Annotated in this window: 10 protein-coding genes; 2 read left to right on the top strand and 8 right to left on the bottom strand. The window is 35.8% G+C overall.

Going from position 1 to position 13,465, the window contains the following annotated elements; translation table 11 throughout:
• Window positions 1-5 precede the first annotated feature (5 nt).
• Genes AACU98_RS14175 through AACU98_RS14165 form a run of 3 tightly spaced genes read right to left on the bottom strand, consistent with a single transcriptional unit; the run spans window position 6 to window position 4,972 of the window.
• On the bottom strand, window positions 6-1,133 hold the full coding sequence (locus AACU98_RS14175; protein ID WP_049201957.1) for an ABC transporter permease: 1,128 nt from the start codon (window positions 1,131-1,133) through the stop codon (window positions 6-8).
• Window positions 1,134-3,902 (bottom strand): ribosome-associated ATPase/putative transporter RbbA, encoded by a 2,769-nt coding sequence (gene rbbA / locus AACU98_RS14170; protein ID WP_012367912.1) that lies wholly within the window; start codon window positions 3,900-3,902, stop codon window positions 1,134-1,136.
• Window positions 3,899-4,972, bottom strand: coding sequence for an HlyD family secretion protein (locus AACU98_RS14165; protein ID WP_004242877.1), 1,074 nt, complete (start codon window positions 4,970-4,972; stop codon window positions 3,899-3,901). Before AACU98_RS14165 ends, rbbA begins: the two co-directional genes overlap by 4 nt.
• A 713-nt stretch (window positions 4,973-5,685) precedes the next feature.
• Between AACU98_RS14165 and AACU98_RS14160 the strand changes: the two genes are divergently transcribed.
• Together AACU98_RS14160 and AACU98_RS14155 are read left to right on the top strand one after the other, a co-directional pair.
• Complete coding sequence (locus AACU98_RS14160; RefSeq protein WP_004242876.1) at window positions 5,686-6,723, top strand: isoaspartyl peptidase/L-asparaginase family protein; 1,038 nt, start codon at window positions 5,686-5,688, stop codon at window positions 6,721-6,723.
• 307 nt (window positions 6,724-7,030) lie between these two features.
• Window positions 7,031-8,023 (top strand): tyrosine-type recombinase/integrase, encoded by a 993-nt coding sequence (locus AACU98_RS14155; protein WP_161734952.1) that lies wholly within the window; start codon window positions 7,031-7,033, stop codon window positions 8,021-8,023.
• Between the two features lie 82 nt (window positions 8,024-8,105).
• On the opposite strand, the gene AACU98_RS14150 is transcribed toward AACU98_RS14155, so the two are convergent.
• The 5 genes from AACU98_RS14150 to AACU98_RS14130 form a co-directional block, all read right to left on the bottom strand.
• On the bottom strand, window positions 8,106-9,557 hold the full coding sequence (locus tag AACU98_RS14150; protein WP_004248038.1) for an AMP nucleosidase: 1,452 nt from the start codon (window positions 9,555-9,557) through the stop codon (window positions 8,106-8,108).
• A gap of 71 nt (window positions 9,558-9,628) precedes the next feature.
• Window positions 9,629-10,921 (bottom strand): hypothetical protein, encoded by a 1,293-nt coding sequence (locus AACU98_RS14145; RefSeq protein ID WP_036900111.1) that lies wholly within the window; start codon window positions 10,919-10,921, stop codon window positions 9,629-9,631.
• Between the two features lie 122 nt (window positions 10,922-11,043).
• Window positions 11,044-11,952 (bottom strand): AEC family transporter, encoded by a 909-nt coding sequence (locus tag AACU98_RS14140; protein WP_004251269.1) that lies wholly within the window; start codon window positions 11,950-11,952, stop codon window positions 11,044-11,046.
• Between the two features lie 192 nt (window positions 11,953-12,144).
• The gene (locus tag AACU98_RS14135; RefSeq protein ID WP_004248035.1) at window positions 12,145-12,627 is read right to left on the bottom strand and encodes a GNAT family N-acetyltransferase; all 483 of its coding nucleotides are present in this window, start codon (window positions 12,625-12,627) and stop codon (window positions 12,145-12,147) included.
• A gap of 150 nt (window positions 12,628-12,777) precedes the next feature.
• A complete protein-coding gene (locus AACU98_RS14130; protein ID WP_049199694.1) occupies window positions 12,778-13,260 on the bottom strand; it encodes a hypothetical protein in 483 nt (160 codons plus the stop codon).
• Window positions 13,261-13,465 lie beyond the last annotated feature (205 nt).

The raw sequence follows: 13,465 nt of genomic DNA, 5'->3' as shown, positions 1-13,465 counted from the left end.
AACGACTAAGCCATTGCAGATATCGTTTTTCTAAAACGTAACAGTGCCAATGCAAAAAAGACTGAGCCAATAATAATTAAAACGATAAATTGAGGCCAAACAATCGAGAAATCTGCGCCTCTATACAATATCGCTTGTGCAAGGCTGACAAAATGTGTAGTTGGCATAGTTTGCATCACATCTTGTACAAACTGAGGCATACTCTCTCTTGAGGTCATCCCTCCAGACAACATATTTAATGGCAACAATACCATAATCATCAATAAACCAAATTGTGGCATTGAGCGCGCCATTGTGCCTAAGAAAATACCAATAGATGTCGTTGCAAATAAACTTAACGCCACCCCACACATAAATAACAAAACAGAGCCTTCGATCGGCACATGTAGCAGTGATTTAACCACTAGCACTAAAGACATGGCCGACGCTAACAATACAACCAATCCCATTGACCATATTTTAGACAGCATGATCTCAAATGGTGTGACAGGCATAACTAATAAATGCTCAATAGTGCCATGCTCTCGCTCTCGTATTAGTGCCGCCCCGGTTAATACAATAGATAGCATGGTAATGTTATTGATTATCGCCATAACAGAGCCAAACCAAGATTGTGTTAAGTTTGGGTTAAAGCTCATTCTAACTTCTAAATCCACAGGCAGTGGATCGTTAGTGCGCTCTTTAGCAAGAAAAGTTTTCGCTTCTCCCATAACGATATTTTGAATATAGCTATTTCCTAAGAAAGCTTGACTCATCCGTGTTGCATCAATATTGACTTGAATTTCTGGCTTACGTCCTGCGAGTAGATCGCGTTGAAAATTAGGCGGAATATCTAACGCAAAAGTATAAGTTCCTCTATCTAATAAACCATCAATCTGCTCGGTTGTAATATCTGCAGGGGGTAAAAAGTAAGGCATATAAAAGCTATTGACAATACGAGCCGAAAGTTGAGATTTATCCTGATCAGCCACCGCTATCGGCGCATGGTGTAATGAGCCCGGTGTTACAGTAGCCGATGAGTATATTGATACGGTAAAGGCAAACACAATTAATGCCAGCATCGCCTTATCACGGGATAAACTTCGTAACTCTTTTATTCCTAAATTAAAAATATTTTGTACGGTATGCCACATTTAAGCCTCCTGCTTTTTCAAGAAAAAGACACTCAGCCCAATCACAATGGGGATCGTGATAAGTAACGGAATAAAAGACCAAGGCAAATCAAATAAGTTAAGTCCTTTTGAAAACGTTCCTCGAGTGATAGTAAGAAAGTGAGAAGTCGGATAAATATGCCCTATCCATTTACCAATACCTTCTAATGATGATACTGGGTCAATCATGCCGGAGAATTGCGTAGCAGGAATTAAGGTAATAATTGAAGTACCAAAAATAGCCGCAATCTGACTTTTCATAAAACAAGAAATCAGTAATCCCATTCCCGTAGCAATAGTGATATAAAGCAACGCCCCTAATGAGAGTGTTAACATGCTTCCTTTAAAACTGACACCAAAAACAAATACCGAAAGCGCACAGAGCATAAAAAAGTTAAACATTCCCAATAAAATATAGGGGATCTGTTTGCCTAATAAAAACTCGGCTTTAGTGACCGGAGTAACGTATAAATTAATAATAGAGCCTAGCTCTTTTTCACGTACCACACTCAAGGCGCTTAACATCGCGGGGATCATCATCAACAACAACGGAATAACCGCAGGTACTATAGCGGGTAAACTTTTTACATCAGGGTTATAACGATAACGGGTTTCGATATCAATGGGGGAAAATTGATCAACCATATTGGTAGGTTGACGCATGGCCATATCTAACATCCAAGTTAGATGCATTGCCTGAATATACCCACGGACAGTTTCTGCACGATTTGGCATCGCGCCATCAATCCAAACCCCTATTTTTACTTTATGTCCTTTAGCAACATCTCGAGCAAAATTAGGCGGAATTTCAATCGCAACAGTAATATCACCACTGCGGAGACGACGCTCAAGTTGGTTATAATCGGTAATCGGCGCTTTTTCAATAAAATAGCGAGAGCCTGATAGGTTTTGACTATAAGCCTGACTTAGCCCTGTTTGATCTCTATCCATAATGGCAAAGCGTAGGTTTTCAACATCCATACTGATGCCGTAACCCATAATAAACATCAATATTACCGTGCCTAATAATGCTAAGGTAAGGCGTACTGGGTCACGGCGTAATTCCATCCCTTCACGAATGCTATAACTAAATAAACGGCGTAAACTAAATCGTTGTTTTAACGCTTTTTCCGCACTTTCTTCACTAGAGGCGGGCAATTGTAGCTGTTTATCTTCAATATCGGGCGTTTCTGTTTCACCGGATGCTTTTTTCAAATAATCAATAAATACTTCTTCTAGTGTATCAAATTGACTATTTTTCACTAAATTAGCCGGAGTATCTGTCACTAGCACTTTTCCGGCATGCATCAGAGACATTCTGTCACAGCGCGCCGCTTCATTCATAAAGTGGGTAGAGATAAAAATAGTGACACCGTCACGTCTTGAGAGATCAACCATCAGCTTCCAGAACATATCTCGAGCGATAGGGTCAACCCCAGAGGTGGGTTCATCAAGGATCAGCATTTCTGGTTTGTGGATCACAGCCACCGCTAACGATAAGCGTTGTCGAATACCTAAAGGTAAACCGTCAGGCATCATATCTTCCACATCGGTCAAATTAAAACGCTCACTCATTTCTTTGATACGTTGAGGAATATCCTGTTCTGGGATATGAAAGAGTTTGGCATGTAGCTCTAAATTTTGTCGAACCGTTAATTCGCTATACAGTGAGAATGCTTGCGACATATAACCAACGCGTTTACGGGTTTCGATATCTTTTGGATCAACCTCTTGCCCAAATAACCAAGCGCGCCCTTCACTTGCCTCAAGTAAACCTGTAAGCATTTTCATGGTGGTGGATTTACCACAACCATTCGAGCCTAGAAAACCAAAAATTTCGCCTTTAGGAATACGAAAACTGACATGATCAACAGCAACAAACTGACCAAAGCGCATTGTTAACTCTTTGGCCTCAATGGCGATAATATCGTCATCACTTTTATCCCGTGGAGGAATAATCACTTTTTGATGGTTTTTACGTTTTTCTTCCGGTAAAAGCTCAATAAAAGCAGCTTCTAATTCATCTGTCGCCGTTTGCGCCTTTAATTCTTCCGCATGACCTGTGGCTAAAACCTTACCTGCATCCATTGCAACCAGCCAATCAAAGCGTTCAGCCTCTTCCATATAAGCCGTCGCAACCAATACGCTCATATTGGTTTGACGTTTACGAATACGATTAATTAACTCCCAAAATTGCGCCCGTGATAATGGGTCAACCCCTGTGGTGGGTTCATCGAGGATCAGCAATTGTGGATCATGAATTAATGCACAGCAAAGCCCCAGTTTTTGCTTCATACCACCAGATAGTTTACCCGCAGGTCTATCCTTAAAAGGCGCTAACCCAGTACTTTCAAGTAAATCATTGATGCGCTCTTCTCGCTCTTGTTTGGATTGACCAAATAAGCGACCAAAGAAATCGACGTTTTCAAAAACAGAAAGTGTGTGATAAAGATTTTTACCTAACCCTTGTGGCATATAGGCAATTTTGGGGCAAACAGCTCGCCGGTGATTAACATCATTCATATCACCATTAAGTACTATCACTTGCCCTTGCTGAATTTCTCTGGCTCCTGAAATAAGAGAAATTAAACTCGATTTTCCGACACCATCCGGGCCTATTAAGCCGACCATTTTTCCGGCAGGAATAGTCAATGTCACATCATCAAGTGCTTTGGTATCACCATAATGTTGGGATACATGAGTCAATTCAATGATATGAGAATGACTTTGCGTTCTCATTAGTTGACTCATTGTGGTAATTTCACCTCTAAATCAGTCGGCCAAGGTTGGCTATTATCTAAGCGAATATAGGCACGTCCCGGTAAACCTGTTTTGACATATTCAAGGTGTTTCTCTAGTAATTCAGGGGAGATCCTCGCTCTTACACGAAACATCAGTTTCAAACGTTCATTGTCAGTTTCAACCGTTTTAGGGGTAAACTGTGCAACACTGGCAACATAAGTCGTTTTCGCAGGGATCACAATATGTGGGGCTGCGTCCAAAATAATATGGACATCACTGCCTAAGGCTGCTTTGCCAGCGGCTTCAGTTGGCAAAAAGAATGTCATATACACATCACTAAGATCGACCATATTTAACACTCGACCGCCAGCGCCTAGCACTTCACCGGGTTCCGCAACACGATATTGTACACGGCCATTACGAGGAGCTTTTAAGATACTATCATCCAACTCAGCCATAATACGTCGTTCGGTAGCTGTTGCTGCATCAACTTTGGTTTTTGCTTGAATAATTCCAGACTTTGCCGAATCAATTGCCGCAATAGTTGCAGTCACTTGTGCTTTTGCAGCTTCAACAGCAGCACGAGCCCCTTCGGTTCTTGCTATATCATCATCCAGTTGTTGAATAGAAATTGCTTTTGTTTTAACTAATGCTCGAGAGCGGTTAAGGCGTTTTACTGATGCGTCAAGCTCTGCAATACGCTGACGAACAACCGCCTGCGCTGCAACTTGCTCACTTTGACGTTGAGAAAGTGCCGACTCTGCCGTCATAACGCTACTTTTGGCTTGCTCTAGTTGGGCTTGAACTTCATGAAGTTGCTCTTTTAAGGTACGAGTATCCATTGTTGCCAACACTTCACCCGCTTTAACAAAATCCCCCTCTTTAACCAAAATAGTGTCAATTCTTCCTGGTGTTTTGGTTGAAATATCAATTTCAGTAGCTTCAATTCTCCCATTACTTTGAGCAAACCCATCAGGGAGTGCTGGTGCTTGTGTTTTCCACCAAAAAATACCTGCTGCAATAATTGCAACAATAATAATGCCGTAAACAAAAAAACGATTCGTTTTTTGATTTTTCATATAAATTATTTAACCTTCCTTTTGCCATAAATAACCCAATTTTTTGTGATTTACTGTGTGTAAGAAAATAGTTAAATAACAATTTTTAATTTTATTTCATCTACTTTAAAAATAGTCCATTTATATATATAAAGCGAATTAAAATAAAATAAAAAAAGAGAAAAACAAAAGTTAACCATATGAATTATAAAATATAATAAGAATATGATAGTGTGTTGTGTGAATTTAATGTAGTACTTTTATCACATAATACACTATCAAAATTTGATTATTCGAGATAACACACAAAATGTATAAAATTTAGCATCCATTAGCTTTATTAAAATCAAAATATAATAATAACACTTGGTTACGATAATTGATCGAAGTCACATATTTAATGTTGATGGAGTTAGCTATTTTTTGATTTTGCTATAAATTTAACAGCGTTAAAAATAAATAATAACCAACATACTTTTATTTTAATATTTTATTTGCAAGGTTTAATTTTAAATTAATTGCATAAAACTCCTTAAATATAACAGTTTGATTATTATAGCATTAATTTAAATTAAAATTATTTGTTATTTTTGCCTGTCATCAGACCACTTATTAGGTAAAGTTTTTATATAGTGATTATTGCAGTTAATAATTATATATCAAATAACAATATACAATTAAAGTAATAACATCCCTGCAAATACACAACTCAATCCGATTAAGAGAAGGTTTATATGAAAAACATTAACTATAAGCTCGCTACACTTACCCTTTGTACTCTTTTTGCCTCTTCTGCGTTAGCTAATAATACACAAGCCCCTATCCGCCTCGTTATTCATGGTGGTGCAGGTACAATAACGAAAGATACCATCACCCCAGAACAAGAAAAAGAATATAAAGCCAAACTGACCGAAGCATTAAATGCTGGATATGCTGTTTTAAATAGTGGAGGCACCAGTATTGAAGCCGTACAAAAATCGATTAATGTTATGGAAGACTCTCCTCTTTTTAATGCAGGTAAAGGTGCTGTTTTTACTCACGATGGTAGAAACGAACTTGATGCTTCTATTATGGATGGTAAAACGCGCAAAGCGGGTGCTGTTGCTGGTGTTACCACAGTAAAAAATCCGATTAATGCCGCGATTGCGGTAATGGAAAAAAGTCCACATGTTATGATGGTTTCTCAAGGGGCTGATCTTTTTGCCAAAGAGCAAGGGTTAACCATCGTTGATCCGAGTTATTTTCGTACTGAATATCGTTGGCAACAACTACAAAAAGCATTAGAAAAAGAACAAGTTGTATTAGATCATGATGGTAAAACTGCGGCTCTTTTTGCTGATCCGATGATGTATGATTATAAATATGGCACTGTTGGCGCTGTTGCATTAGACCAACATGGTAATTTAGCGGCGGGAACATCAACAGGTGGGATGACCAATAAACGTTATGGTCGTGTGGGCGATTCCCCTATTATCGGTGCAGGTAATTATGCGGATAATGAAACGGTTGCGGTATCGGCAACAGGATCAGGTGAAATGTTTATTAGAACGCTGACCGCATTTAATATTGCAGCCCAAGTTAAATATCAAAAACTACCTCTAGAGCAAGCGGCACAAAATGCACTTGATGAAGTAAAAGCGATAAATGGAAGTGGTGGTGTTATCGTATTAGACAAATCTGGAAACTACACGATGAGCTTTAACTCTGAGGGAATGTATCGAGGCACCATTGGTAATGATGGCAAACCACTAGTCGCCATTTATAAAGATTAACCTTCATTATTTTAAAACTATGCCTTTGGTTTTTAGCGACTGTTATTAAAAATACAGATAAACCAAAGGCATAATATTAAGCCATTTCCACGATCATCCCTCTATTTTGATCTCTTTATTCCTTTCATGGGTAAAACCCACTGTTCACTTCGCACTCTAAAACCGTTTATAAAACAAACATTATGCACTAAAAACAAACATGATCGCCTCTACTTATTAAAATGATCCTTTGAAAAAGTAGCTTTTTTCTTTTTTAGATCTGTTAGAATATTCAGCATAGTTATATTGATTTAATAAGGAAATTGCTGTGGATTTTCACCACGACGATCAAGAAATAACACCAGAAACATCACTTGTATTGGCGGAAAAACAACCATTATTAGATCTCAATGCAACTTTCACCTCTCCGACACAAACTAACCCTGCACTGGCTTATTTACGCAGTTTAGGCTCTAAACGTAGTCGCCAAACGATGGGATCGTTTTTAACGATCGTGGCAAAAATGATTGGTTTCTCTTCAATAAAGCATTGCCAATGGGGAGCACTTCGCCGCCACCATATTCAAGCAATTATCGACATGTTATCTGATGCGGATAAAGCACCCGCCACAATTAACACTTATTTAGCTGCACTAAAAGGTGTCGCTTTAGAAGCATGGGCGATGAAGTTGATGGATACAGAAAGCTATCAACATATTCGCCAAGTAAAATCGGTAAGAGGAAGTCGATTACCTAAAGGTCGAGCGCTTACTAGACATGAAATTCGCGCACTTTTTCGCTGTTGTGAAAAAGACCACTCCTCAAAAGGTTTAAGAGATGCGGCCATATTAAGTGTACTACTTGGTTGTGGATTACGCCGTTCAGAAATTGTTGCGCTTAATTACGAGCATATTCAATTTCGTGATCAAGCTTTTATTGTTAGAGGAAAAGGTAATAAAGAAAGAATATCCTATATGCCAGAAGATACTTGGGAGCGTGTTCAATTATGGATCGATGAAATAAGGGGATCACAAGATGGCGCCCTTTTCACACGTATTCGCCGCTTTGATGATGTAACGGATGAACGAATAACAGACCAAGCCATTTATTATATTTTAGAGACACGCCAACAAGAAAGTGGCATTGATAAATTTGCTCCTCACGATCTGCGACGCACTTTTGCCTCTGCAATGTTAGATAATGGCGAAGATATTGTAACCGTAAAAGATGCCATGGGTCATGCCAGTATTATGACTACACAGCGCTATGATAGACGTGGTGATGATCGTCTTAGAAAAGCGGCTCGACATTTACGTTTTTAACCTTTTATATTGTAAAAATATACCCAATTCAATCAATGATATTGGGTATATAAATTTTCATCTTATTAATTTTAGCTATGGCTTATCTAAATGGCGGCTCATTAAAGGTTCTTAATTTACGAGAATGTAATTTATCTTCTTCGTCTTTTAATAACTCAATTGCATGAATACCTATTTGCAAATGCTCTGATACCGCACCTTCATAAAAGTGATTAGCTTGTCCTGGTAATTTTATTTCACCATGTAACGGTTTATCAGATACACATAACAAAGTGCCATAAGGAACGCGAAAACGATAACCTTGAGCGGCAATAGTGGCACTTTCCATATCCACGGCAACGGCTCGACTTAAACTAAATCGCCTTGATGTTGCTGAAAAACGTAATTCCCAATTGCGATCATCGGTTGTCACAACCGTTCCTGTTCTTAATCGTTGTTTGATTTCATGTCCAGGCTTACCGCTAATGGCTTTAGTGGCATCATAAAGTGCACGCTGAACTTCAGCAATATTAGGAATAGGAATATCTGGCGGTAATACAGCATCTAAAATATGATCATCTCGTAAATAAGCATGAGCTAAAACGTAATCACCTAATAATTGGCTTTCTCTTAAGCCTCCACAATGACCAATCATTAACCAAACATGAGGACGTAGAACCGCCAGATGATCACAAATTGTTTTGGCGTTTGACGGCCCAACACCAATATTCACTAATGTTATTCCCGGCCCTTCTTTTGCAATTAAATGATAGGCGGGCATTTGATATTTTTTCCATGTCAGATCAGAAATTAATTTTTCCGGATCAACCGTATCGGCGGTTATTTGCTGAAAACCTGCACAAGAAAGTGCGCAATATGGACTATTTTTATCAGCAACTTGTGCACAGGCCCAACGAACGAATTCATCCACATAGCGGTTATAATTGGTGAATAAAATATAAGGTTGCACATCTTCAGGTAAAGTTCCGGTATAATGCTTTAAACGAGCCAAAGAAAAATCCGTCCGTAGTGCATCAAAATGTGAAAGAGGTAAAAGCTCGCTGTCATCAATTAAACCATCGGTAATATCATCACCAATTTTAGAGAGATCGGTAGTCGGAAAATATTTTGCTAAAGAAGCGCTCATTGACCGATCAAAACCAATGCCAGTGCCATCAATGACAAAAGGATATGGTATCTCCTGTTTTGAGGCCGTCACTTCAAAAGAGACATGATAAGCATCCGCAATAAGTTGCAGTTGCTCAGTTAAATAATTTTCAAATAAAGTTGGATTGGTGATAGTAGTAGAATAAGTACCTGATTTTGATAAACGCCCATAAGCTCTTGTTTTATCTTCTTTTTTAACATCACCATACCAATGTACGGTTAATTGCGGATAAGCAAATAGACCTTCAGCCCTTTGTTTTATATCAGGTAATTTTCCATCTTGAGCATACATAATAATAGCATTACGTAAGGCATCAACAGCATTTTGATATTGTTGTTTTAACTCATTAATAATTTTTTGAATTTCTGGGTTATGAGGTTTTGACATAAAGGAGCCTCTACTTATTCTCACGTTTTTCACATCATAGCAAGAAGCTCTATTTTGACCAAAGAATAAAATTAATAAAAATTATATGAGCATTCTCCACCTAATGAGACTAGTTGTCCTTTATTTAGTTTTAACGTAATATCAACGCTGTCTTCTTTAATGATTTTATTTCGACTCAATAGATGGGAGAATAGCTCTCCTAGCCTTGGTTTTTTATTATTTAGTTGTTTTATTATCTCGTTCATCTTTTCATTTAAAATTTTATCATAAGTTATTTCGATATTATTATTAATAGCAACCATATCATAGATAAAATTATATAACTTACTTTCAAATGGTTGAGCTAAGGGAATATCTAGATTTATTTTATCGCTACTTTTTTTAAAAAATTTTATTTTTAATTCAATTAAATCATCAGAAAGAGTCTTTATACTATAAATTTGTTCTTGCTTAACAACATCATTGCTAGAAAAAGATGTTGTTAATGTGTAGTAATCAAAAGAATCATTATATGATTTAATTAAGGTTATCCCTTCTTGATTTAGTAAATAATAAATTGCCTTTTTATTTTCCTCTGAGATATCTTTAGTTAAAGTTTCAAATTCTTTCATTGCCTCGTCTTGATCTTTACTTTTTATTTCTTCACCATTGATAATATAAGTATTTCTATTTATATCTTTTATTAGTGCCTTTTTTATATTTAAGTTAGCATTATCATTTTCTAAGTTAGCATTATCATTTTCTGTATCTAAGTTAGTATTATCATTTTCTATCGCTTTGCTTACGAGCTGTCTTATAGCACTAAAGTTAACTTGATTAAAGTTACTTTTATTAAGCTTTAAGTCTATTTCACCAGAACGTATTTTATTATCTAATTCAATATACAACTCAGCAAAAATTTGATCATTAAGCTCATTTTTATCTAACTTTTCATATAGACATTTCAATGCAATTTCATTAGAAAAAATTAATGAATGCCGATTAAATGCATTAATTATTGTTGACATTTTATTAAGTTGTTCATTGTCTATATCCGTTATAGAAATATTATAATTATCTATTGAAATCGTAATATTTTTATCATTATCATTAGTATTGATTTTTATTCTTTCTTTATATGCATCTGAAGCCATAGTTTTTAGCATTAAAACATGATATAGCATTTTAAAATGATTTTTGTCATCAAATAGATCTTGACATACAATATTTTCAACTGTTTTTAGTGCTTTTTCTCTTTTGTTTGATTGGAACCAGTCTTTTATTTTATCCCATAATGACATCACATCTTTTGTTTTTTCTCCTTGTGATATTCTTAATATTTGTGAATTAGAAATATCATTGTGATTAATTTTTACACTCATCATATTTTCCTCTTAAATTAACCATATAATAATTAAAATTACATTTAAGAGAAGAACACTTTTAGTGAAACTATGCTATAAAAAATCACCCACTATAAATCATATTAGTCGTATTTCCTTTAAGTTTATGGAATTAAAAAACTTAATACGATCGGCAAGGTAACTGCTGCAAGCATGGTTTGTGATGTAATGATCCCCGCCATTAGCTCAGAATCCCCTCCTAGCTGTCGAGTTAAAATATAAGAAGTTGGGGCTGTAGGGATAGAAAAGAAAATGACTAAAAGCATCATAACTAATGAAGACAAACCTAAAAAATTAGCAACACTATATGCAATTATCGGTACAATAAGCAACCGAGTCACTGTGTTAATACTAATCATTTTACTTTCTGCTTTTAATGTTGATAAATGTAATGCCGCACCAATACAGATAAGCCCTAAAGGTAAACTAGTCGCAGCTAACAATTTTAGAAACTGATCGCTACCAAAAGGAAGCCCTATTCCTGATAAATTGATTACAATCCCTATTACACAAGAGATAATTAATGGATTTTTAATAATTGGGAAGATTAATTGACGAAAAGTTACATTTTGTCCTGCGGTTAAACAAAGCACTGAAGTCACATTTGATAGAGGAACCAAGGTTGCTAATATCAAAGCAGCTATTCCTAAACCCTCAACCCCAAATAAATCAGCGACAATAGCTAAACCTAAATAAGTGTTAAACCGAATATTGCCTTGAACGATCGCACCAAAACGGCCAGCAGACCAACCGGTTATTTTTTTTAAAATAACACACAAAATAGTGGTAATGATGACTACTGAGAAAATAGCCCCAGCAAGGTGAGGTAATTGAGGATCAGATAAAGGAGCATTAGCCAAGCTATTGAGAAGTAATGCAGGAAAGAGTAAAAAATAATTTAATTTTTCAGCCCCTACCCAAAATGCAGGTTCAAATGCTTTATTTCTTCTTAAAATAGCGCCTAGCGCAATTAACGCAAATAAAGGCCATAACGTTAACAACACATTTTGCATAGTGTTTGCCCCAGAAAAATAGTCATAATTTACAATATCGTAACATTAGCAAAATTACCAACTGATATTGTTAATATAAAAGCTAATTCAAAAAATGATAAAAATAAAAAATTTTCGCATTTTAAGCCCAACTTTTTCTGTTCTATAATGCTAGGTATAATTTTTATGTCAATAAGGCACTATTTATAAATTTTATAAATCAATATACATTCGATAACAGTGTAAATTTGCCTGAGCCAAGCTAGAATAGTACTCTCGCTCTTCTAAAACAGTGAACCCTTGTTTTAAATAAAATAGCATCGCATTAGGCGTTGCATCTAAAAATAACTGAACAAAATTTCTTTGTTTAGCTTCATATTGTAGCTGTTTAAGAATAAGTCCTGCATATCCTTTTCCCATGCATTCCGGTAATGTAAAAATAGCTTCAGCAAAGCCTGTTTTAAGATCTAAAAATCCAGAAGCTACGGGAATAGATAATTTTTTATCATCAATAACATAGAAAGGATTATTAATAATAGATTGTCTATAGCCGTCAGGCATTTCATCAGGAGTCCAAGCGGCTAATATATCGGGCGGATAGACATGTTGACAGCCAAAACGTAACGCTTTATTTCTTAAATACCATAATCGTTTTGCTTCATGAGGCTCCGCAAGCCTAAGTTGAACACCTTCCATTATAACCTCATTAGCCACTGTATATATTGCAATTATAGAAGTTATTATTCACTATTTTATTTTTATATCACTATTATAAGATTATTTTTATAATGTCCTAAGTGTATCCATTACGCCTGATACACTTAGGCTAATTCACTTGTTAGTTAACTATTTTAGTATAGTTATCTTGTTATTTTCATCGTTATTACACTCAACATTATTCGAAGATGGCAATAATAATGCAATAATATATCCTAATAATAAAATAAAACGCACTATCACCATTGTATCTGAAGAAATAAGTAATGGATATGGTGTAAGGACCATGGTGCCAATGGTAAAGATCAGTGCAATAGTGATAGGATATTTGAAACCGAAATCTCTTACTCGTTGAGTTAAAATAAGTGTAAATACGTAGATTTGTGCTATTAATAATATGAATTCGACTATACCATAAGAACTAAAAGAGAATTGGTAGAAAAATAATTTATCAGGATCATTCTCAACGGAATCAGGTAACAAGGTCATAAATAACATATATATTAAACCGTTTACAATACCAAATAACACAGAAAAAACCACTTCTGCTCCTAAAAAAGAGAGTCTATCCCGTCTTTTTTCCTTCCATTGATAAACTATTTTAGTTTTCATATTCAATCCTTTCTATTTTAAAATTGTATTCTTTCATATCATATATAATATACTTAATATTTTTACCTAAACCTATATGTTTATAAGACAGTATAAGCAATTCTAACATCTTCTATTTTGATTATTGAAAGAGACAATCAACAAAGTTCTAAATACTTTTAAGCACATATGATGAAATTTTAGACTCACTATATCGGCTCAAAAT

Source organism: Proteus sp. G4380 (assembly GCF_963885725.1).
Classification (GTDB): Bacteria; Pseudomonadota; Gammaproteobacteria; order Enterobacterales; family Enterobacteriaceae; genus Proteus; species Proteus mirabilis.
This window is presented reverse-complemented; position numbering and strand designations above follow the sequence as displayed.